The organism is Kitasatospora sp. NPDC057738 (genome assembly GCF_042798815.1).
GTDB lineage: Bacteria > Actinomycetota > Actinomycetes > Streptomycetales > Streptomycetaceae > Kitasatospora > Kitasatospora lactacystinica.
This window is the reverse complement of record NZ_JBHVJT010000070.1, coordinates 22,265-43,686: the sequence shown is the minus strand read 5'-3', so window position 1 is coordinate 43,686 and position 21,422 is coordinate 22,265. Positions and strand designations below refer to the sequence as shown.

16 protein-coding genes are annotated in these 21,422 nt (G+C 74.1%); 9 read left to right on the top strand and 7 right to left on the bottom strand.

The features are described 5' to 3' along the window. Positions 1-1,113: a tetratricopeptide repeat protein gene (locus ACFVGO_RS30805; protein ID WP_380635284.1), complete on the bottom strand. Its 1,113-nt coding sequence runs from the start codon at positions 1,111-1,113 to the stop codon at positions 1-3. 167 nt (positions 1,114-1,280) lie between these two features. On the opposite strand from ACFVGO_RS30805, the gene ACFVGO_RS30800 reads away from it, so the two are divergent. Both ACFVGO_RS30800 and lnt read left to right on the top strand, forming a co-directional pair. Continuing rightward, positions 1,281-1,415, top strand: coding sequence for a hypothetical protein (locus ACFVGO_RS30800; RefSeq protein ID WP_380348757.1), 135 nt, complete (start codon positions 1,281-1,283; stop codon positions 1,413-1,415). Positions 1,416-1,494: 79 nt separating this feature from the next. After that, positions 1,495-3,102, top strand: coding sequence for an apolipoprotein N-acyltransferase (gene lnt / locus ACFVGO_RS30795; protein ID WP_380348755.1), 1,608 nt, complete (start codon positions 1,495-1,497; stop codon positions 3,100-3,102). On the opposite strand, the gene ACFVGO_RS30790 is transcribed toward lnt, so the two are convergent. From ACFVGO_RS30790 to gdhA, 3 genes are all read right to left on the bottom strand, one after another. After that, entirely contained in the window at positions 3,078-3,842 is a 765-nt protein-coding gene (locus ACFVGO_RS30790) for a VOC family protein (RefSeq protein WP_359901697.1), read from the bottom strand. The two genes, lnt and ACFVGO_RS30790, sit on opposite strands and share 25 nt — an antisense overlap. Before the next feature lie 273 nt (positions 3,843-4,115). Then, positions 4,116-4,991 carry an AraC family transcriptional regulator gene (locus ACFVGO_RS30785; RefSeq protein ID WP_359901700.1) on the bottom strand — a complete coding sequence of 292 codons (876 nt, stop codon included), beginning with the start codon at positions 4,989-4,991 and terminating at the stop codon, positions 4,116-4,118. A gap of 215 nt (positions 4,992-5,206) precedes the next feature. Next, a complete protein-coding gene (gene gdhA / locus ACFVGO_RS30780) occupies positions 5,207-6,601 on the bottom strand; it encodes an NADP-specific glutamate dehydrogenase (RefSeq protein WP_380635281.1) in 1,395 nt (464 codons plus the stop codon). A 343-nt stretch (positions 6,602-6,944) separates the two neighbouring features. On the opposite strand from gdhA, the gene ribA reads away from it, so the two are divergent. Beyond that, positions 6,945-7,574 (top strand): GTP cyclohydrolase II, encoded by a 630-nt coding sequence (gene ribA, locus ACFVGO_RS30775; RefSeq protein WP_359901706.1) that lies wholly within the window; start codon positions 6,945-6,947, stop codon positions 7,572-7,574. A 149-nt stretch (positions 7,575-7,723) separates the two neighbouring features. Here the strand turns inward: ribA and ACFVGO_RS30770 are convergent, their stop codons facing one another. The 3 genes from ACFVGO_RS30770 to ACFVGO_RS30760 all read right to left on the bottom strand — a co-directional run bounded on the left by ACFVGO_RS30770 (position 7,724) and on the right by ACFVGO_RS30760 (position 14,623). Further along, the gene (locus ACFVGO_RS30770) at positions 7,724-11,086 is read right to left on the bottom strand and encodes a hypothetical protein (RefSeq protein ID WP_380635279.1); all 3,363 of its coding nucleotides are present in this window, start codon (positions 11,084-11,086) and stop codon (positions 7,724-7,726) included. Between the two features lie 443 nt (positions 11,087-11,529). Continuing rightward, the gene (locus ACFVGO_RS30765) at positions 11,530-13,647 is read right to left on the bottom strand and encodes a putative bifunctional diguanylate cyclase/phosphodiesterase (protein WP_380635277.1); all 2,118 of its coding nucleotides are present in this window, start codon (positions 13,645-13,647) and stop codon (positions 11,530-11,532) included. Between the two features lie 169 nt (positions 13,648-13,816). After that, positions 13,817-14,623, bottom strand: coding sequence for an SAM-dependent methyltransferase (locus ACFVGO_RS30760; protein ID WP_359901715.1), 807 nt, complete (start codon positions 14,621-14,623; stop codon positions 13,817-13,819). A gap of 247 nt (positions 14,624-14,870) precedes the next feature. Between ACFVGO_RS30760 and ACFVGO_RS30755 the strand changes: the two genes are divergently transcribed. The 6 genes from ACFVGO_RS30755 (at position 14,871) to egtD (ending at position 21,396) form a co-directional block, all read left to right on the top strand. Beyond that, a complete protein-coding gene (locus ACFVGO_RS30755; protein ID WP_380635274.1) occupies positions 14,871-15,368 on the top strand; it encodes an SRPBCC family protein in 498 nt (165 codons plus the stop codon). 229 nt (positions 15,369-15,597) lie between these two features. Next, a complete protein-coding gene (locus tag ACFVGO_RS30750) occupies positions 15,598-16,638 on the top strand; it encodes an aminotransferase class I/II-fold pyridoxal phosphate-dependent enzyme (protein ID WP_380635272.1) in 1,041 nt (346 codons plus the stop codon). 189 nt (positions 16,639-16,827) lie between these two features. Continuing rightward, complete coding sequence (egtA, locus tag ACFVGO_RS30745) at positions 16,828-18,210, top strand: ergothioneine biosynthesis glutamate--cysteine ligase EgtA (RefSeq protein ID WP_380348743.1); 1,383 nt, start codon at positions 16,828-16,830, stop codon at positions 18,208-18,210. Then, on the top strand, positions 18,207-19,631 hold the full coding sequence (gene egtB, locus ACFVGO_RS30740) for an ergothioneine biosynthesis protein EgtB (RefSeq protein ID WP_380635271.1): 1,425 nt from the start codon (positions 18,207-18,209) through the stop codon (positions 19,629-19,631). Before egtA ends, egtB begins: the two co-directional genes overlap by 4 nt. Next, a complete protein-coding gene (egtC, locus tag ACFVGO_RS30735; RefSeq protein WP_359901730.1) occupies positions 19,631-20,380 on the top strand; it encodes an ergothioneine biosynthesis protein EgtC in 750 nt (249 codons plus the stop codon). The genes egtB and egtC overlap by 1 nt, the downstream gene beginning before the upstream one ends. Positions 20,381-20,424: 44 nt before the next feature. Next, positions 20,425-21,396, top strand: a complete 972-nt coding sequence (gene egtD / locus ACFVGO_RS30730; RefSeq protein ID WP_359901733.1) for an L-histidine N(alpha)-methyltransferase — start codon at positions 20,425-20,427, stop codon at positions 21,394-21,396. Positions 21,397-21,422 lie beyond the last annotated feature (26 nt).

Here is a 21,422-nt window from a genome sequence, read left to right as displayed (position 1 = left end):
TCAGGACCGGCGGCCTTCGCGTTCCCACCACTGCGCTTCGAGGCGGGCCCGCCAGCGGTCGGCCTCCTCGGTCCGGCCGGCGGCGATCAGGACGTCCAGGTAGGTGGCCTGGAAGGCGAGACCGACGTGGTCGTCGTCGACGCGTCGTTCCACCAGCTTCAGCGCGTCGTCGTACCTCTCGGCGGTCAGCAGAATCCGGACCAGGATCTGCGCGATGTACGCCCGGTCCGTCAACGGGCGCAGCTCCTGCTCCGCCTCGTCGAACTTCCCTTGGAGTGCCAGGGCCTGGGCAAGCCACTCCTTGACCTCGATGTCGTCGCTGCCCGACGACCGGGCGACCCGCTCGGCCTCGGCGAACCGGCCGGCCTTGACCAACGCCCTGGCACAGCCGGCCACGCAGAGGTTGTCGGTCGGGAAGAGCTCGGCGCCCCGCCGGTAGTACGGCAGAGCCTCCTCGGGACGGTTCAGGTAGTCGAGATAGCCCGCCACGGACCAGGCGTACAGCCCGTTGCCGGGGTCGAGCCGAAGGGCGTTCAGCATGTGTCCGAGCGACGCCTCGACGTCCCCGAGGTGGTCCTCCAGGTAATCGGCGACCGCTTCGGCCGCGTCCGCCGACTCCATGTCCACGCCCCGGAGCGTCTTCAGAACAGCTGTGATCCCGCTGTCATTCGACTTGGCCAGAGCGCGCAGGTACAACACCGTCAACGGGCTCCGAGGGTTTCCTTCGAATTCCTTCTTCAGGAATTTCGCAGCTTCTTGAGGATTTTCGGAGTCGAGCATCCTCTCGGCGATGCGGTACGCAATGCGCTGCCTCCCCAGACCCGTTTCCGTCCCTTCCGACAGCCGATAGCGGCGACTGTCCGCGGGCATCGCCCGGTCGGCGGGTTCCTCCGGGCTGTCCTCCTGGAGCCGAGCGGACTTCCAGGCGGCGCGGAACTCCTCCGGATCTCCCCCGAGCGCCTCCACGATCAGCTCCAGCGCGCCCCACCTGGGCAGGCGCTTGCCGGTCAGCGCCTGGTGGACGGTGCTGTGGCTCACCGCGCCGGCGGTCCCGGCGGCGATCCGCCGGGTGCTGGGCTCGCCGGCGTTGAGGTGCAGCTCGCGAAGCCGCATGGTCAGGTCGGCGAGCGCTCCACCATTTTGCACGTATTGCCCCCTTTTTCCGTAATCCCTCGTAAAACGTTACACCACTCCCGTCCCGCCGGGTCCCGCCACGTATCACTCGGTAACGCTTTGCCCGGCCCCGTATTCGACACGTCCCGGTACACCAGATTTGAAGCATGACGACGAACACCGAAACCAGCACGGCCGGGAACGGGAAACTCCACGAGCGCATCAAAGTCGCGGTCAACCTCCTTTCCGCGGCCAATCTCCTCACCCAGGTGATTTCGGGGGTGATCCAGTTGTTCCGATGATTCGCCGACCCGCCGGTCCGCGTCGGCCTCGCGTGCGGCCATCTGGCACCGAGGGCGGTCCGAGCGGACAATACGGGGCATGTCGCGCCGCACCGCTCCCACCGGCCCTGCTCCGACCACGACGACCACGACCCCCACCGAGGGGCGGGAGCCGCACGCGCCGCACCGGTACCGGGGGCGGGTCGGAGCGCTGGCGGCCGGAGCGGTTCCGGTGCTCGCCCTCCCCGAACCCGGGCAGGCGTGGCTGGCGTGGATCGCGCTGGTGCCCGGGCTGCTGCTGATGCAGCGGGCGCCGTCGGGCCGGGAGGCGGCGGTGCGCGGCTGGTGGTTCGGCGCGGGGTTCATCCTGACCGCGATGTCCTGGCTGGTCCCGTCCATCGGGCCGGGGCTGCCGGTGCTCGCGGTGCTGCTCGGGGCGCTCCAGAGCGGCGTCGGGTACACCGTGCACCGGCTGCTGCACCCCCGGCTCTCCGCCCGGCGGGCGCTCCTGGCGCTCCTGGTCGTCCCGGCGGTCTGGGTGACCGCCGAGTACGCGCGGTCCTGGCCCGCGCTCGGCGGCCCGTGGGCGCTGCTCGGCGCCACCCAGTGGCGGCACCCGGCGATCCTCGCCCTGGCCTCGGCCGGCGGGATCTGGCTGGTCAGTGCGGCGGTGGCGGCGGTGAACACCGGGGTGCTGATCGCGCTGACCGCGGTGCACCGGCGACCGCGGGCCGTCGCCGCCGGCTCCGTCGTGCTGGTGCTGGCCTCCGGCCCGCTGCTGTTCGCCCTGCGCGAGGCGCCCGCCAGGGACGGGGCCGCGACCGTGGCACTGGTCCAGCCCGGCATCGTGGAGGACCCCAGGGCCCGGTTCGAGGCGAGCGCGCGGATCACGGCCGGACTCGTCGGACAGCCGGTGGACCTGGTCGTGTGGGGCGAGAGCAGCACCACCGCCGACCTGGACCGCGACCCGGCCGCACTGGACACGCTGCGCGGGCTCGCCGCGACCACCGGCGCCGAGGTCGTGGCCGGGGAGGACGCGCGCAAGGCGGACGGGCGGATCTCCAAGGACGCTGTACTGGTCTCCCCCGCCGGCGTGGTGGACCGCTACCGCAAGATCCGGCTGGTGCCGTTCGGCGAGTACATCCCGCTGCGGCCGGCGCTCGGCTGGATCGCCGGGGTCAGCCGGGCGGCGGGCGAGAACCGGGCGCCCGGCACGTCCTTCCACCTCCTGCCCGCCACCGACCGGGCCGGCGCGCCGCTGCCCGTCGGGGCACTGATCTGCTTCGAGTCGGCCTTCCCCGACATGGCCCGCACCGCCGCCCGGGACGGCGCCCGGGTGCTGGTCTACCAGTCCTCGACCTCGACCTTCCAGCGCACCTGGGCGCCCGAGCAGCACGTCTCACTGGCGGCGATCCGGGCCGCCGAGACCGGGCGGCCGGCCGTGCAGGGTTCGCTGACCGGGGTCTCGGCCGCCTTCGACGCCCAGGGCCGGGAGCTCGCCCGGCTCGGTACCGGCGGCACCGGCGCGCTGACCGTCCGACTGCCGCTCACCGCGCCCGGGACGCTGACCTGGTACGACCGGATCGGCGACGTGGTGCCGCTCGGGGCGCTGCTGGTCACGGCGGGGGCGGCGCTGGTGGCCGTGGCCGGGTGGCGGCGCTCGCGCGTCGCCCGGCGGGCCGGTCAGCCCTCGGCGCCGGCGGTGTAGACCCCGAACGCGGCGCCCTGGGGGTCGCGGAGCACGGCGATCCGTCGTCCCCCCGGCAGTCCGGTGGCGGGCATCAGGACGTCCCCGCCGAGCGCCGTCGCCCGACCGACGGTGTTGTCGACGTCGGCGACCGCGAAGTACGGCAGCCAGTGCGGCGGCACCTGGGGCGGGAAGCGGTCGTCCATCGTCAGCATGCCGCCGAAGTCCCGTCCGTCCAGGCCCCATTGGGGGTAGTGCTCGGACGGGGCGACGGACCAGCCGAAGACCTCCGGGTAGAAGGCGAGCGCGCCGGCCGGGTCACGGGTGAGCAGTTCCACCCAGCCGAGCGAGCCGGGCTCGTTGAACACCCCGGCGCCCCGGAAGGCGCGGGCCTGCCAGACGATGAGCACCGCGCCGGAGGGGTCGGCGGCCACCGAGAAGCGGCCGAAGTCGGAGACGTCGGTGGGGTCCTTCAGGACCCGGCCGCCGGACTCCTTGACCCTCGCGGCGGTGGCGTCGGCATCGGCGACCGCGATGCAGACCGTCCAGGCGATCGGCTGCTGCGGGGCGTAGCGCGGGGTGATGGCGGCGGCCGGGGCTCCCCCGACCAGCATCTGGGCGTAGTCGCCGTGCCCGGGGCGGGCCGTGTCGTCCACCTGCCAGCCGAAGAGCTCGGTGTAGAAGGCCAGGGCGGCGGGCGGGTCGGAGGTGCCCAGCTCCGTCCAGCAGGGGGCGTTGGTGGTCACGGAGGTCTGCTTCATGGCGTCTGTCCTCGCAGCTTGCTCGGGAACTCCCGGGTTTTTCGGCGCCTCGGCCCCCGCACCTCCCGCCCCAGCATGCGGGGCGGGGGCGGAGCTTGGCGGGCGATGGTGGGCCGAACGGGGTGGACGAACAGATGACAGCTGACAGATTTCGAAATCTGTCAGCTGTCATCTGTTATTCGTCATCGGTTATCTGTCGGCTGTTGTCCGGCGGCGGGCGTCCGGCGACAGGCGCCTGACGGCTGGTGCCCGCCGGCTGCCGTCCGCCATCCGTCAGCTGCGCACGGCCCGTGCCACCGGGATCCACAGCTCCGCCTCGGCGTCGCCCGTCCCCGGCACGGGGCGGACCCGGAGGATCTCCGGACCCGGCCGGGCCTCGTACGGGTTGGACGGGAACCACTGGCTCGCCACGTCCCCCCACATCTCCTGCAGGGCCTGCGGGAACGGCCCGGTGTTGGTGAACACCGCCCAGGTGCCGGCCGGGACGTCGAGCACGTCCAGATCCGCCGGGACGGCGACACCCTCGCGCGCCACCACCGCGTGCCAGTAGTCGAGTTCGGACCCCTCCTCGCGGTTCGGCGCGAAGTCGTCGCTCACCGAAAGGATCCCGGCCGGGTCGTCCCCGGACAGGGCCGCGATCCGAGCGACCGTGTCCTTGTCGAGCCCCTTGACGAACTCGGCGATCCCCGGGTTGATCCCCACGTAGATCAGGGTGACCCGGGCCTTCTTGCCGACGATCCGGAAGTCCGGCTTCTCCACGATCCGGTATTCCATGCTGCTGCTCCCCTCCACGACGAGTCGGAAGGACATCCGGGGCTGGGAGACGAGCACCGCACCGTCGCGCCGGACCTCGCCCGGCCCGACTCCGTGCATGGCCCGGAACGCCCGGGCGAACGCCTCCCCCGAGGAGTACCCGTACCGGACCGCGATGTCGAGCAACGTCCGCTCGCCGTCGAGGACTTCGGCCCCGGCGACGGTGAGCCGCCGACGCCGGACGTACTCCGACAGCGGCATCCCGGCGAGCATCGAGAACAGCCGCCGGAAGTGGTACTCCGACGTCATCGCGATCCGCGCCAGCTCGGCCACGTCGACCTCGCGGTCCAGGTCTCGTTCGATCCGGTCCATCGCCCGGTTCAGGTGCTCCAGCACGCCAACCCCGTCCTTCCCTTGTGACACTCACCGTAGGAAGGACACACCCTGCCGCACCCGACAATCGGTGCCCGCTCCGGTCGGGTACCGATCACCGGGTACCGATCACCGGGCGACGGCCGTCGGGTGACGGCCGTCGGCGGCTCGGATGCGGCGGTGCTGCCTCGGCGGCGCCGAGGCAGCTGCCTTGCGCCAGCGGGCCTCACGTCAGCGGCTCAGATCAGGCCCTGGGCCAGCATCGCGTCGGCGACCAGCTCGAAGCCGGCGATGTTCGCACCGACCACGTAGTTGCCCGGGTGGCCGTAGCGCTCGGCGGTGGTGAAGCAGGAGTCGTGGACGTGCTTCATGATCCCGGCCAGCCGCTCCTCGGTGTGCTCGAAGGTCCAGGAGTCGCGCGAGGCGTTCTGCTGCATCTCCAGGGCGCTGGTCGCGACGCCGCCGGCGTTCGCCGCCTTGCCCGGACCGAAGGCCACCCCGGCTTCCTGGAACACCCGCACCGCCTCCGGGGTGGTGGGCATGTTGGCGCCCTCGGCGACGGCCAGCACCCCGTTGCGCACCAGGGCCAGCGCGTCGGCCTCCGCCAGCTCGTTCTGGGTGGCGCAGGGCAGCGCGACGTCACAGGGAACGCTCCACACGCCCGGGCCCTCGACGAACCGGACGTGGCCACCGCGCAGTCGGGCGTAGTCGGAGACCCGGCCGCGCCGGACCTCCTTGACCTCCTTGAGCAGGTCGAGGTCGATGCCCTTCTCGTCCACCACGTAACCGGAGGAGTCGGAGCAGGTGAGCACGGTCGCGCCGAGCTGCTGGGCCTTCTCGATCGCGTAGACCGCGACGTTGCCGGCCCCGGAGACGACCACCCGGCGCCCGTCCAGGCTCTCGCCGCGGCTGTGCAGCATCTCGGAGGTGAACATGACGCAGCCGTAGCCGGTGGCTTCGGTACGGACCTGCGCCCCGCCCCAGCCCAGGCCCTTTCCGGTGAGCACGCCGCTCTCGTACCGGTTGGTGATCCGCTTGTACTGGCCGAAGAGGTAGCCGATCTCCCGGCCGCCGACGCCGATGTCCCCGGCCGGCACGTCGGTGTACTCGCCGAGGTGGCGGTAGAGCTCGGTCATGAAGGACTGGCAGAACCGCATGATCTCGGCATCCGACCGGCCCTTGGGGTCGAAGTCGGAGCCGCCCTTGCCCCCGCCGATGGGCAGACCGGTGAGCGCGTTCTTGAAGATCTGCTCGAAGCCCAGGAACTTGACGATCCCGAGGTTCACCGAGGGGTGGAAGCGCAGCCCGCCCTTGTACGGCCCGAGGGCGCTGCTGAACTCCACCCGGAAGCCGCGGTTGACGTGGATGTCACCGGAGTCGTCCGTCCACGGCACCCGGAACATCAGCTGCCGCTCGGGCTCGCAGATCCGCTCGATGATCCGGGCGTCGAGGAGCTCGGGGCGGTGGGCGAGCACCGGCGCGAGGGTCTCCAGCACCTCGTGGACGGCCTGGTGGAACTCGTCCTCGCCCCGGTTGCGGCGGACCACGTCCGCGTAGAGCGCCTCTATCGCGCGCCGCTCGGCGTCGAGGGAGGAGTCGAGGGAGGAGTGGGGGGTGGCGGGGGTCAGCGGCATCTGGTCAGGACCCTTCCGTGGTCGTCGATGGGCGTGCGCGGTGTCCCGGCGGGCCTGAGGGACGTGCCCAGGAAACGCGGCAAGTCTCGCAGTGTCCACACCGCGGGTCCCGCACCATCCACATGCTGGAAGGCCTGGTGGGAACAGTCGGGACCGGTGGGGTGGTGTGCGCCTCCGCGGTCGAGCCCCGTCCCATCGGCCCGCTAGTTGTTCAAATTGGAACTACCTAGTACGGTCGACCTCCGATCCACCGCGATCCGTCCGGACCGGTCGAACCCACCCGGTTCGTCCCGGTCCACCCCTGATTCGTCCCGGCCCATCCCCGATCCACGGAGGCCCACCCATGCCGCAGCCCGGCTCCGCCACGGTGCGCTCGCGTGTGCGCATCCCGCTGACCTTCCCCGACGGCTACCGCGCCGAGGCGGAGACCTTCACCTTCCACGGCCTCGCCGACGGCGCCGAGCACCTGGCGCTCGCGCTCGGCACGGTCCCCGAGGGCGGGACGCCGCTCGTGCGGCTGCACTCCGAGTGCCTGACCGGCGACGTCTTCGGCTCCGACCGCTGCGACTGCGGGCCGCAGCTGCGCGAGTCGGTGGAGCGGATCAGCGAGGCCGGCGGATACCTGCTCTACCTGCGGCAGGAGGGCCGCGGCATCGGGCTCTACAACAAGCTGGACGCGTACGCCCTCCAGGACTCCGGTCTGGACACGTACGACGCCAACACCGCCCTCGGCCTGCCCGAGGACGGCCGGGACTACACCGCGGCCGCCCAGATGCTCGCCGCGCTCGGCGCCACGGACATCGACCTGCTGAGCAACAACCCGGACAAGGCGGCGCAGCTGGCCGAGCTGGGGATCGTCGTGCGGCACCGGGTGCCGACGGGCGTGCACCTGTCGGCGAGCAACGTCCGCTACCTGCGGGCGAAGGTGGAGCGGACGGGACACTCGATCGAGCTCTCCCGACTGGTCGGCTGAGCGCCGGCAGAGAACGGGCCGCAGCGAACAGAGAACAGATGACGGATGACAGCTGACAGATTTCGAAATCTGTCAGCTGTCATCCGTCAGTCGTCATCCGTCCGCTGCCAGCTGCCAGCTGCCAAGTGCCAGCTGGCACTCGTCGCCCCTCAGCCGCGCCCCGCCCGTCCCCGGACCGTCCGCAGCCCCCCGTACGCCGCCAGTGGCAGCATCACCAGCAGGGCGGCCCAGAAGGCCCCGTGCCCCCACAGCCCGGCGATCGACCTGAACGGCCCCTCGAACACCGGTATCCGCAGTGCCTCGACCGGTCCCAGCGGCCCGGGCCAGGCCCCCAGGAACAGGGTGGCCGGGACCCAGAGCGCGAACAGCCCCCGGGCGGTGGCCGGAGTCCCGAGGGCGCTCACCAGCGACACCACCGCCAGCAGCAGGACGAACCCGGCCTGGTAGGCCGCGCCGCTCTGTCCCGTCCCCCAGGAGCCGGGCGTCCGGTGCACCCCGGTGGCCGCGAGCCTGACCTCGACCGCCGCCCACAGCAGCAGCACCAGCACCGCCGTCGTCCCGAGCGCGAACCGCACCCGGTCGCGGGTCCCCGCGCCGCCCGTCCGCCACCGCCCGGACGGCGCGCTCCACACCCGTTCGCCGCCGGTGGCCCCGGGCGATTGCTCAGCGCTCCGCTCGTCCAGCCGCCGCCAGGCCGCCCGGACCTGGGTGCGCGCCTCCTGGGCGGGCTTCAGCAGCCGGTTGGAGGCCCGTTCCACCAGGACGAGCGAGACCACGATCGCCACCACCGCCGCGATGCCGGCCCAGCTCCCCATCCCGCCCTCGAACACGACCACCCGGTCGGCCACCGACTGCGGCGTGGCCGGCGCGGTCATCGGCGGCCCGAGCCGCAGGTAGCCGATGGCGAGGGCCCCGGCCCCGGTCAGCAGCGCCGTGCCGATGCCCACCCGGGCGGGGAAGAAGGCGATCACGGCGGCCGCCACGAGCCCCGCACCGAGTTGTCCGACCACTTGCCGGGCCGCGTGGTCGCCGGCGTTGCGCAGGTGTCCGCCGAAGGCGCCGGCGGGCGAGAGGTCGAGCTTGTCGCCCGCCTCGACCGGGTAGCGGAGCACCGCTCCCGCCCACAGCAGCAGTCCGAAGGCGAGGAGCAGCAGCAGGACCGCCCCGGCCCGGCGCGGCAGTGCGGTGCGGGCGTAGGGCCACCAGGCCGCCAGTCGGGCCCGCCGGTCCACCGGGGGCCGCCGGCGCCGGTTGTGCCACAGCCGGGCCACCCGCCCTTCCTGTCGTACCCCCGCCTCCGGCTCGGGCCGCTCGGGCTGCTCGGACCGTCCCCGGCCGCGCCGCCGCAGTGCCTCCGCCGCGATCAGGGCCGCTCGCCCGCCCTGCTGAGCCGGGTCGGCGCCCACCGCCCGGCGTCGCAGCGCGGACCAGCGGCGCCGCACCACGTCCCGGGCGGTGGCCGCCGCCGGGTCCGGCGCCGGCCTGCGGGCCGCCGCCCGTACGACGGTGCGGGCGCCCGCGTCCACCGCCAGCGCGCCGTCCACCACCGTGGCGGCCACCACGGCCGCGAGCTCGGACACCCGCTCGGGCAGCGGCAGCCGGTGCAGGGCGGCGGGCAGCGGCGAGAGCCGGCCGAGCAGCCGTGCGCGCTCCTCGGGCCGGATGCTCAGCCAGACCGCCTGCCGGTGCGCCTCCTCGCGTTCCTCGGGGCTGAGCCCGTCGCCGCCGCGCCGGCCGCCGCCGACGGTGCGTGCCAGCCGGTCCACCTCGGCCAGCACCTCCGGCAGTCCGGCCAGCGCGAGCAGCCGCGAGCAGTGCTCGCCCGCGCACTCGGGGTGGAAGCAGTCGTAGCGGGCGACCACGGTCGGCGCCCCGCCCCGGACCAGTTCGTCGATGAACTCGGCGCCGTCCGGTTCGGTGACGACGCGTTCCAGGCCGGTGGTGTCGATCCGGCGGTCGCGGTAGTGCGGGACGGCGCCCGGGGCGAAGGCGGCGCCCAGGGCGAGCACCGCGACCGCCGCCACGGACTCGCGCCGGGAGCCGGGCGCCCGGGCCACGTCGGAGAGGTGGTGCAGGTCGAAGACGGTGTCCTCGACCTCGTCCCGCAGCCAGTCGCGCACCCGTTCCGCTCCCCCGGTGGAGAGCCAGCGGGCCGCCGCGCCGGAGTTCTTGAGCAGCGCCTCGGTGAGCCGGACCGGGTCGGTGAACGGGTTGCCGAGGAAGGTGACCGGCCGGTGCGCCCGGGCCTGCGCCTGCGGCCGGCGGCGGATCACCTCGGGGGTGCCGCCGGCCAGCCAGCCGCGGACCTGCGGCGCGGTCCAGCGGTCCTCCGGCTTCTTGGTGAACAGCCCTTGGAGGAGCAGCAGTTGGCGCGGGTCGCGGACGGCTGCGAGGTCCACCTCCTCGCCCATGACCAGTTCCAGTTCCAGCTCCTGGTCGGCCGGGCGCTCGCCGTCCGCGCCGATGAAGCGCGGGCGGCCGACGAACAGCTCGTACAGCACGTTGCCGAGACCCCACCAGGGCCCGGCCTGGTGGTTCTTGCCGGCCAGCTGCTCGGGGGCCATGTAGGCGACGGTGACCATCATCGCGGAGGTGAACCGGCGGCTGTCGGTGAGCCGGTCGACGCCGCCGAAGTCGGCGATCACGAACTCCCCGGACCCGCTGCCGGGGCGCACCAGGATGTTGGCGGGCTTGAAGTCCAGCGGGTTGCGCTTGATCCGCTGCTGCCAGAAGTCGAGCAGGGCGACGAGCTCGTGGACGATCTGTTCGGTGGTCCGCCGGTCGCCGTGACCGCCCTCCCGCCACAGTCCGGCGACGTGCGCGGCGAGGGTGACCGGCAGGTACTCCATGGCCACCCAGTCCACCTGGGCGCCGTGGTGGCCGACCCGGCCGAAGTCGATCAGGTGCGGGACGTGCCGGCGGAAGCCGTCGTTGCGCAGGTGGGCGAGCAGGTCGTGGTCCATCGGGTGCCCGGCGACGGCCACCTTGACGGCCGCGTCACCGCCTCCGTCGGTGCGCCGGACGTACCAGACGGTGCCCTCGGAACCGGCCCCGGCCCGGCCCAGCGGGATGAAGCGGCCGCGCAGGGCGTCCGGGAAGGCGCCCTCGAACGGGCCGTCGGAGCCCGGGCGTCCGCCGGGGCCTCCGGCCGGAGCGGGACCGCCGGGCCCGATGCCGTCCTGCCAGGAGGGCGAGCCGCCTCCGCCTCCCGCCCCGGACCTGGGCCGGACGACCTCGGTGACCGCCTCCGGGTCGGCGCCGCCCGAACGTCCCGGGTGCGTCGGACGCCCCGGCCGGCCCGGACTCCCCGGCCTCCCCGGCCGGACCTCCGTCAGCGCGTCCTGGTCGGACCCCCGCCCGGCATCCGGCCTGCGGCGGGTGGCCGCCTCCGGGTCGAACCGCGGCTCGGCGCGGGACGTCCGACGCGTCGCCGCCTCCGGGTCGAAGCGTGGCGGGACGGCGGGCGCCCGACGGGTCGCGGCGCGCGGGTCCACCCGGGTCGGCGGATCCACCCCGGGCGGCACCGACCCTGACGACACCGACCCTGAAGGCACCGACCCGGGCTGGACCGACCCGGGCGGGACCGACCCGAGCCGGGAGGGCCGGTCGGAGGCGGCTTCGGAGCCGCGCCAACGCCCCCGCGACCACCGCTCCACCCTGCTCCCCGGCGGATTCCCCGGCTCGGCTCCGGCGGCCGACCGGGGCCTCGGCCCGCGCCGTTCGCCCTCGGCCGGATCCGCGTCCTCCGTCGTGCCCATGCGACGTTTCCCTCCCCCGCAGCCCGGACCGGCGCGGGGTCGTGACCGCGGGCGCACCGGTGCCGGGGTGGATTGTGACGCGTCATCATCCCGCACGGCGGGCGCGGGTGTCGGGCGCTTTTCCGGATCAGGACCGACCCGTCGCAGGACCGGTACGCAAGCGCCTCCCGCGACGCGGAACCGGGCGCCGTCGGCCCTCAGTTCTCCCCGACCGGGCGCCCCGCCGGCTCCTCCACGATCCGCCGGGCGATCTCGTCGGGCCGCACCGGGCGCCCGAAGTGCCAGCCCTGCGCCCAGTCGCAGCCCATGGTCCGCAGCCGCTCCGCGTCCCGGTGGGTCTCCACGCCCTCGGCGGTGACGTTCAGCCCGAGCGCGTGCGCCATCGACACCAGTCCGCTGACGATCCGCCACCCGGTGGACTCGTCCTTCCCCGGTTCGTGCAGGTCGCCGACGAAGGAACCGGCGATCTTCAGCCCGGAGACCGGCAGGTCGCGCAGGTAGGCGAGGTTGGACCAGCCGGTGCCGAAGTCGTCCACGGCCAGCGACACCCCGAGGTCGACCAGCCCGTGCAGGGTGCGCAGCGCCTCGTCCTCGGGCCCGACCACGGTCGACTCGGTGATCTCCAGCTGCAGCCGGGCCGGGTCCAGTCCGGTGCCGTCGAGGATCCGGCCGAGGTCGGTGACCAGGGCGGCGCTGCGGGCCTGCCGGACCGCCAGATTGACGTTCAGCTGCGGGGCGGCGTCGCCGTACCGCTTGATCCAGTCCGCGGCCTGGCCGCAGGCCTGCTCCAGCACCCAGCGGCCGAGCGGCATGATCAGCCCGGTCTCCTCGGCGGTGGTGACGAACTCGTCCGGGCCGAGCACGCCGAGCTGCGGGTGGCGCCAGCGCACCAGCGCCTCCACGGCGGCCAGCCGGCCGTCCGCGAGGCGGTAGAGCGGCTGGTAGTCGATGAAGAACTCGCCGCGGTCGAGGGCCGCCGGCATCCGCACCGACACCGCGTAGCGGCTGACCGCGCGGGCGTTCTCCTTGGGGTCGAACAGCGTCCAGCGACCGCGGCCGGCCTCCTTGGCGCGGTACAGCGTGAGGTCGGCGGCGCGGACGGCCGCGCCCGGGGTGGTGGTGGACACCCGCCGCTCCAGCACGCCGACGCTGGCACCGACGGCGAGCTTGTGGTCGCCGATCAGCACCGGCCCGGCGAGCGCCTTGAGCACGGTCTTCGCGGCGGCCACCGCCTCCTGCTCGCCGCGGCAGCGCTCCAGCAGGACGACGAACTCGTCGCCGCCGAGCCGGGCGACCAGGTGGCCCAGCGGGCTGAGGGCGGCCTTCAGCCGGGCGCCGACGGCGGCCAGCAGCTGGTCGCCCATGTCGTGGCCGAGGCTGTCGTTGACAACCTTGAAGCCGTCGAGGTCGACGTAGCAGAGGCCGAAGCGGGCACCCGGCTCGGGCTCCTCGAACAGCTTCTCCAGCCGCTCGAAGAAGGCCGCGCGGTTGGGCAGCCCGGTCAGCGGGTCGTGGGTGGCCTGGTGGCGCAGCCGCTCCTGGAGCCGGTAGCGGTCGGTGACGTCCTCCAGCATCGCGACCTGGTACTGCGGGATGCCGTCGTCGTCGCGGATCAGCGAGACGGTCAGGTGGGTCCAGATCACCTCGCCGTCCTGGCGGTAGTACGGCTTGTCGAACTGGAAGTAGTCCCGCTTGCCGCTGATCAGCTCCTCGTACGCCTCCCACACGCCCGGAGTGTCCTCGGGGTGCACGAGGTCGCCGACCCGGCGCCCGATCATGTCCTCCGGGCCCGCGCCGAACAGCTCCTGGAGGGCCTTGTTGACCGCCATGATGTTGCCGTCGGTGTCGCCGATGCCGATGCCGATCGCGGCGCTCTCGAACAGCGCCCGGAAGCGGGCCTCGGACGCGCGCAGCGCCCGCTCGGCCTCCTTGCGGGCGGCGTCGGCGGCGGTGCGGATCGCCTCCTGCTCGATCAGCGTGCGCTCGCGCAGGGCGCCCGCCCAGCCGGCCGCGAAGGCGCCGGTCAGGGCCGGGCCGCGGTCGTCGTGGACGGGCTGCGCCTGGAGCAGCTCGACCGCCCGGGCCAGCAGCACCGGGTCGGTGAAGTGCGCGTCGACCAGTTCGGCGCCGGCCTGCGCGGCCAGCCGCGGCTCGAACGGGTCGTCCTCCTGGGCGCGGTGCAGCAGCGCGGCGGTGCGCGCGACCAGCCGGCCGAGCAGGCCGGGGTGGACGGCGATGCCGTGGTCGGCGGAGAGCAGTCGGGCCCAGTCCTCGTGGAACCGCTCCGCGTTGCCGCGCACCGGGGTGGTACTCATCTGCTGAACCTGGTTCCTCTGCTGTGCGCGCCGGTTGCGGCGGGCCCGGCGACGGCCGCTCGGCCGCTCCGGTTGCCCCGGGTCGTGCTGCCGCCCGGGCCCGGCACCGCGCTTCCGGCGGCCGCCGCGCGGGGCGCACGGCCGTCGGTGCCTCGTCCGTCGCGTCCGATCAAGGGCGGAACCCCACGCCCGCCACCCCGGTCATCCGCTCGGGGTGCTCACCGACCGTACCGGGCTGGTCCGGGCGCCACTGCGGCAGGTAGACCACGCCCGGCTCGACCAGCTCGAAACCGGAGAACATCGCGGTGATCTGCTCGTGGGTGCGCATGGTCAGCGGGGTCGGCGTCATCCGGTACAGCTTCTGGTGGTCCTCCGCCTGGTCCGGGCGGCCCTCCAGGGAGGCGTGCGAGAGCACCAGCGCGCTGCCGGGCGGGAGGGCGTCGCGGATCACGCCGATCAGCTTCCACGGGTCCTCCTCGTCGCTGACGAAGTGGGCGACGGCGACCAGCAGCACGGCCACCGGCTCGCCGGCCGCCAGCAGCTCGGCGACCTCGGGGCGGGCCAGCAGGTCGGCCACGTCGCGCAGGTCGGCCTGGACGACGGCGCTGTCCCGGTCGTCCTCCAGCAGCAGACGGCTGTGCGCGACGGCGACCGGGTCGCGGTCCACGTAGACGACCTTCGCCCCGGGGCGGATCTCGCGGGCGATCTCGTGCACCGCGCTGAAGGTCGGGATGCCGGAGCCGATGTCCAGGAAGCGGCTGACGCCCTGCTCGGCGAGGAAGGTCACGGCGCGGCGCAGGAAGGCGCGGTTGGAGCGCATGATCTGCGGCAGCTCCGGCCACAGGGCCATCGCCTTGCGGGCCATCTCCCGGTCGACCTCGAAGTTGTGGGAGCCCCCCAGGTAGTAGTCGTAGACCCGCGCGGCGTTCGGTTTGTCCAGGTCCGTACCCTCCGGTACCCAGCTCGGTCGCCGCATGCCTGTGACTCCTTCACTCCGGTTCTGGGGTGGCAGCACCCTGGGATGCCGCTGTGACTGTTGAGACTACAAGCACACAAGATCCTCCCCCGCACCCCGAACGGGTGCAAGCGGAATGCGCCCTTCCCGAAGCGCGGACGCCTCCGGAGCGCCCGTCCTCCGGCGCGGGTCCGCACCGGGGACCAACTCGACAACGGTCCACCGGCGTTCGCCCCTCGGGCCGGCCTGGCCGCACTAGGGTGGGGCGGTGGACCCCAACCACTACCGATTCCGGGGCGTCTGGCGGCTCGCGGCTCCGGCGCCCGCCGTGTACGCGGCTCTGGAGGACGTACGGAGCTACCCGCTGTGGTGGCCGGAGATCCGCGAGGTCCGGCCGACCGGCGAGGACCGCGGGGACGTGGTGGTGCGCGCGCTGCTGCCGTACCGGCTGGTGATCGGCCTGGTGGCGAGTCGGCGCGACCCGGCCGCCGGGGTACTGGAGGTGACCATGCGGGGCGACCTGACCGGGTGGACGCGGTTCACGGTGACGCCGGACGCCACCGGCGGCTCGGTCGGCGCGGGCGGCGCGGGCAGCCGGGTGCTGTTCGAGGAGGACACCCGGCCCGGCAAGCCCTTGCTGCGCCGGCTCGCCCTGCCGCTGCACCCGCTGTTCCGGGCCAACCACGCGGTGATGATGCGCCGGGGGCGGCGGGGGCTCGCCGCCCACCTGGCGGGCGGCGGACGACGGACGACGAGCGGCGGGTGACGGCGAACAGATGACGGACGACAGCTTTCAGCGAACAGATGACAGATTTCGAAATCTGTCATCTGTTCGCGGCGCCCCCGCCTCCGGCCCCGATACCGACTCCGGCCCCGGCCCCGGCCCCGCACCCCACCCCGTCCCCGCCCCCGACTTCGGGTTCGACGCCCCCTTCGACCGGACCGGCACCGGCAGCAGCAAGTGGGCCCGCGCGGACGCCCCCGGGGTGATCCCGATGAGCCTCGCCGACATGGACCTGCCCGGCCCGCCCGCCGTCGCCGAGGCACTGGAGCGGCGCGCCCGTCACCGCGCGTACGGCTACACGGTGTGCGACCCGGCCGGCCGCACCCTGGTGGCCGACTGGTACCGCGCCCGGCACGGCGCCGCGGTGGACCCGGACTGGGTCCTGCTGCTGCCCTGCGGCCCGCGCACCGCGCTGCGCATCCTGCTGGAGACCGTACGGCCGCAGGCCCCCGTCCTCTTCCCCACTCCCGAGTGGGGCGGTTTCGCCCAGCTCTGCCGCGCGGCCGGCCTCCCCCACCACGCGCTGCCGCTGCACCTGGGCCCGGACGGCTACCGGCTCCCGCACGGCCCGCTCCCCCGCCCCGCCGGCGCCGTGCTGCTGAGCAACCCGCACAACCCCTCCGGCACCGTGTGGCCCCTCGACGCGGTGCGCGGTCTCGCCGCGCGGGCGGCCGAGAGCGGCGCGCTGCTGGTCTCGGACGAGGTGCACGGCGACCTCACCCACCCCGGCCGCGCCCATCCCGTCGCCGTCGCCACCGCGGACCCGGCGCACCTGCGCCACGTCGTCACCCTCAACTCCGTCGGCAAGACCTTCAACTGCTCCGGCATCCCCAGCGGTTTCGCCCTCGTCCCCGATGCCGGGCTGCGCGCCCGGTTCGCCGAGGCGCTGGCCGGCTACGGCCTCTGGGAGGGCGGCCTGCTGGAGCAGACCGTGCAGCAGGCGGCACTGCGCGAGGGCGGCCCCTGGCTGGACGCGCTGCTCGCCCACCTGGCCGCCGCCCGCACCCGGCTGACCGACCGGCTCGGACCGGCCGTCCGCTCCGCCCCGCACGCCTCCTACCTGCTCTGGCTGGACGCCGCCGCGCTCGGCCTGCCGCCCGCCGACGCCCGCCGGGCCCTACTGGAGCGCTGCGGCCTGGAGGCCTCCGACGGAGCCGAGTTCGGCTCCGGCGGCCGGGGTTCGCTGCGCCTGAACTACGCCCTGCCGGGGCCGGTCCTGATGACCGTCCTGGAGCGGCTGGAGCGCCTGTGACCCCGGCACATGCCCCGGCCGGATCGGGCCCGGGCCGCGCCCGCCGGTCGGCCGGAAAATCCCGCCCTCACCCGTTCGCCACGCCCCTGACCTGCGAAAACGAACGTTCACGCGAATTTTGCAGGGCGCCCCCGCATGCTCCGTAGCAGACTGGGCAGGGTAGACCGGGCCGCAATCGTGATCCCGAGGATGGTGAGTCCGGTGATACCGGTATCCCGCACCACTCCGCCCGAACGGCAGAGCACGCCACTACCCCCGTCGGGGGTGACCCCGTTGACCGAATCGGGGGCGCGCAGCCACGTGTCGGGCGTCTGCTTCAAGATCGGACCGCCCCGCCTGGTGGGGGTGGAGGTCGAGTGGTTCGTCCATGACGATCAATGTCCCACCCGGCCCGTACGGCCGGAACTGCTCCACGCCGCACTGGATTCGCTGCCCCTCGGCGGCCCGGACGGCGACTCCCTCCCCTCCGGTTCGCGCCTCACGCTCGAACCCGGCGGACAGGTCGAGCTCAGCTCCCCGCCCGCCACCGGCCTCCTGGCCTGCGTCGAGGACACCCGACGTGATCTGACCGCCCTGCGGGCCGCCTTCGCGGCGCAGGGCCTTCGACTCACCGGCACCGGAACGGACCCGCTGGCCCGTCCCCGACCGATGGTGCTGGACCACCCCCGCTACCTCGCGATGGAGCGCTTCTTCGACTCCGCGGGGCCCTGGGGCCGGATCATGATGACCGGTACCGCGTCGGTGCAGGTGTGCCTGGACGCCGGCGACACGGACGGTCCGCACGCGGTGGAGCGCCGCTGGCGACTGGCCCATCTGCTGGGCCCGGTGCTGGTCGCCGCCTTCGCCAACTCGCCTATCCTGGACGGCAGTCCAACCGGTCACCGGTCCACCCGGCAGACCGTCTGGTCCCGGATGGACCCGACCCGCACGCTGGCCCCCGAGCCGGACCACGGCGATCCGCGCGAGGCGTGGGCGCAGTACGTGCTGGACGCCCGGGTGCTGTGCGTGCGACGGCCCGAGGGCCTGCCCTGGACGGCCCCGGCCGGTCTGACGTTCCGCGACTGGATCCGCGGCGCGGGCGAACGCCCGCCCACCCTCGACGACTTGGACTACCACCGCACCACCCTCTTCCCGCCGGTGCGCCCGCGCGGCCACCTGGAGCTGCGGATGATCGACGCCCAGCCCGGGGACGGCTGGGTGGTGGTCACCGCGCTGGTCACCGCACTGCTGGAGGACGCGCTGGCCGCCGACGCCGCACTGGCCGCGCTGGAGCCGCTGGACGCCATCGACCGGCGGGAGGGGGCGGACGGTCCGCGACCGCCGCGCAGCGGGGTCTGGCGCCGCGCCGCCACCCTGGCGACGGCCGACCCCGAGCTGCGCCGCGCCGCCCTCGCCTGCTTCGCCGCCGCCGACGCCGCACTGGGCCGCCTGCCCGGTGCCGGGCGGCTGCGCACCACCGTCGCCGAGTTCGCCGAGCGCTACCCCGCGCGCGGCCGCTGCCCGGCCGACGACCAGCTGGACGCCCTGCGCTCCGGCACCCGACGCACTCCCCCGGAGGAGGCCGCATCATGACCGACGTCCGACCCCACGGGGATGCCGGGGCAGGCAGCACGGACCGCACCGACGCCACGGGTGGAACCGGCCCCACCGGCGGTCTCGACGGCCTCGGCACCGCCGGCACCGCCGGCACCGAGGCACTGCGCGAGAGCATCGCCACCGAGCTGCTGGCCGCCCGCGCCCGCACCGCCGCCCTGACCGACTGCGTCGAGGACGGCGATCTCACCGCCCAGCACTCCCCGCTGATGTCCCCGCTGGTCTGGGACCTCGCGCACATCGGCAACCAGGAGGAGCTCTGGCTGCTGCGCAACGTCGGCGGCCGCGACCCGATGCACCCGGAGATCGATCCGCTCTACGACGCCTTCCAGCACCCCCGCGCCGAGCGCCCCGCCCTGCCGTTGCTGCCGCCGGCCGAGGCCCGCGCCTACGCCCACGAGGTGCGCGGCCGGGTGCTGGACCTGCTGGCCGCCAGCCCGCTGGAGGGCGCGCCGCTGCTGGAGGCCGGGTTCGCGTTCGGGATGATCGCCCAGCACGAGCAGCAGCACGACGAGACCATGCTGATCACCCACCAGCTGCGCACCGGCGAGCCGGCCCTGGCCGCTCCCCCACCGCCGCCCGCGCCCGCCGACGCGGCCACCCTGCCCGCCGAAGTCCTCATCCCCGCAGGACCGTTCACCATGGGAACGGACACCGAGCCGTGGGCGCTGGACAACGAGCGCCCGGCGCACACCGTCGACCTGCCGGCCTTCCTGCTGGACACCGCCCCGGTCACCAACGCGGCCTACCAGCGGTTCATCGCGGACGGCGGCTACGACGACCCGCGCTGGTGGACGCCGGAGGGCTGGGAGCACCGCCGGCGCGCCGACCTGACCGCCCCGCTCTTCTGGCGTCACCTGGACGGCCAGTGGCTGCGCCGGCGCTTCGGCACGGTCGCGCCGGTCGAGCCGGACGAGCCGGTCCTGCACGTCAGTTGGTACGAGGCGGACGCGTACGCCCGGTGGGCCGGACGACGACTGCCGACCGAGGCCGAGTGGGAGAAGGCGGCCCGGCACGATCCGGCGACCGGCCGCTCCCGCCGCTACCCCTGGGGCGACGGGCCGCCCGGCCCCGAGCACGCCAACCTCGGCCAGCGCCATCTGCGCCCGGCCGGTGCGGGCAGCTACCCGAAGGGGCAGTCACCGTACGGGGTACGCCAGTTGATCGGCGACGTGTGGGAGTGGACGGCCAGCGACTTCCGCTCCTACCCGGGGTTCCGGGCCTGGCCGTACCAGGAGTACTCGGAGGTGTTCTTCGGCCCCGAGTACAAGGTGCTGCGCGGCGGCTGCTTCGCGGTGGCGCCGGTGGCCTGCCGGGGCACCTTCCGCAACTGGGACTACCCGATCCGGCGGCAGATCTTCGCCGGGTTCCGCACCGCGCGCGACCTGGAGTCGGCCTGATGTGCCGTCACATCGCCTATCTGGGCGAGCCGTTGACCCCCAGGGAACTTCTGGTGCACCCGCCGTACGGCCTGTACCGGCAGTCCTGGGCCCCCCGGGTCCAGCAGTACGGCACGGTCAACGCGGACGGCTTCGGCCTCGGCTGGTACGCGGACGGCGACGAAGTACCCGCCCGCTACCGCCGGACCGGTCCGATCTGGGCGGACGAGACCTTCGCCGACCTCGCCCGGGTGGTCCGCACCCGGGCGCTGCTGGCCGCCGTCCGCTCCGCCACCGAGGGCTGCGCGCCGGGCGAGGGCGCGGCCGCGCCGTTCGCCGCCGAGCGCTGGCTGTTCAGCCACAACGGCGCGGTGGCCGGCTGGCCCGGCAAGCTGGACGCCCTGGCCGCCCTGCTGCCCCCGGCCGAGCTGCTGGACCTGCAGGCGCGCACCGACTCGGCACTGTTGTGGGCACTCGCCCTGCACCGGCTGCGGGCCGGCGCGGGGCTCGGCGAGGCGCTGGCGGGCACCGTGGCGGACGTCGCCGCGCACACCACCGGCCGGCTCAACCTGCTGCTCACCGACGGCACCGCGATCGCCGCGACCACCTGGGGCGACACCCTGTACCACCGCACGCTGCCGGGCCTCGGCACGGTGGTGGCCTCCGAGCCGTACGACGACGCGCCCGGCTGGACGCCCGTCCCGGACGGTTCGCTGCTGCTGGTGGACGCGCGCGGCATCGCCGTGAACCGCCTCCCCGGCCGCGACTGATCCCCACTCTCCCTTCATCTTCTGAACAGAGGAACCACCCTGTCATGGACACCTTCGATCTCGTCCGACTGCTGCCCTCCGACCACTTCAGCACCGCACTGCGCCATGACGTGCGGCACGGGCTGACCTCGCAGCCCAAGTGGCTGCCGCCGAAGTGGTTCTACGACGCGCGGGGCAGCGAGCTGTTCGAGGAGATCACCCGACTGCCCGAGTACTACCCGACCCGCGCGGAGCGGGCCATCCTGACCGCCCGGGCCGGCGAGATCGCGACCGCCACCGGGGCCCGCACCCTGGTCGAACTGGGCTCCGGCTCCTCCGAGAAGACCCGGCTGCTGCTGGACGCCCTGCGCGCGCTCGGCACGCTGGAGACGTACGTCCCGGTGGACGTCAGCGAGAGCGCCCTGACCGCGGCCGGCGCCGCGCTCGCCGCCGAGTACCCCGGACTCGCGGTGCACGGCGTGCTCGCCGACTTCACCACCCGGCTCGGACTGCCGCCGGAGGGCGGCCCGCGCCTGGTCGCCTTCCTCGGCGGCACCCTCGGCAACCTGCTGCCCCAGGAGCGCGCCGCCTTCCTGCGCGGCCTGCGCGCCGCCCTCGACCCGGGCGACTTCCTGCTGCTCGGCACCGACCTGGTCAAGGACCCGGCGGTGCTGGTCGCCGCCTACGACGACGCCGCCGGGGTGACGGCCGAGTTCAACCGGAACGTGCTGAACGTGCTCAACCGCGAGCTGGGCGCCGACTTCGACCCGGAGGCCTTCGAGCACGTCGCGCTCTGGGACGCCGAGCAGGAGTGGATCGAGATGCGGCTGCGCTCGCTGCGCTCGCAGACCGTGAAGATCCCGACCCTGGACCTGCCGGTGCACTTCGCCCGGGGCGAGGAGCTGCGCACCGAGGTCTCGGCCAAGTTCCGCCGGGAACGGGTGGCCCGGGAGCTGTCGGCGGCCGGGCTGCGACTGAGCCACTGGTGGACCGACCCCCGGGGCCGGTTCGGGCTCTCCCTCGCCTCGCCGGTCTGACCGGCGCACCCGGGCGGCCCAATTTG

Excerpts from the sequence above, each read along its gene's own strand:
- ACFVGO_RS30805 (WP_380635284.1), bottom strand. The coding sequence starts at position 1,113 with ATGCGGCTTCGCGAGCTGCACCTCAACGCCGGCGAGCCCAGCACCCGG.
- ACFVGO_RS30800 (WP_380348757.1), top strand. The coding sequence starts at position 1,281 with ATGACGACGAACACCGAAACCAGCACGGCCGGGAACGGGAAACTCCAC.
- lnt (WP_380348755.1), top strand. The coding sequence starts at position 1,495 with ATGTCGCGCCGCACCGCTCCCACCGGCCCTGCTCCGACCACGACGACC.
- ACFVGO_RS30790 (WP_359901697.1), bottom strand. The coding sequence starts at position 3,842 with ATGAAGCAGACCTCCGTGACCACCAACGCCCCCTGCTGGACGGAGCTG.
- gdhA (WP_380635281.1), bottom strand. The coding sequence starts at position 6,601 with ATGCCGCTGACCCCCGCCACCCCCCACTCCTCCCTCGACTCCTCCCTC.
- ribA (WP_359901706.1), top strand. The coding sequence starts at position 6,945 with ATGCCGCAGCCCGGCTCCGCCACGGTGCGCTCGCGTGTGCGCATCCCG.
- ACFVGO_RS30765 (WP_380635277.1), bottom strand. The coding sequence starts at position 13,647 with ATGAGTACCACCCCGGTGCGCGGCAACGCGGAGCGGTTCCACGAGGAC.
- ACFVGO_RS30760 (WP_359901715.1), bottom strand. The coding sequence starts at position 14,623 with ATGCGGCGACCGAGCTGGGTACCGGAGGGTACGGACCTGGACAAACCG.
- ACFVGO_RS30750 (WP_380635272.1), top strand. The coding sequence starts at position 15,598 with ATGAGCCTCGCCGACATGGACCTGCCCGGCCCGCCCGCCGTCGCCGAG.
- egtA (WP_380348743.1), top strand. The coding sequence starts at position 16,828 with ATGGTGAGTCCGGTGATACCGGTATCCCGCACCACTCCGCCCGAACGG.
- egtB (WP_380635271.1), top strand. The coding sequence starts at position 18,207 with ATGACCGACGTCCGACCCCACGGGGATGCCGGGGCAGGCAGCACGGAC.
- egtC (WP_359901730.1), top strand. The coding sequence starts at position 19,631 with ATGTGCCGTCACATCGCCTATCTGGGCGAGCCGTTGACCCCCAGGGAA.
- egtD (WP_359901733.1), top strand. The coding sequence starts at position 20,425 with ATGGACACCTTCGATCTCGTCCGACTGCTGCCCTCCGACCACTTCAGC.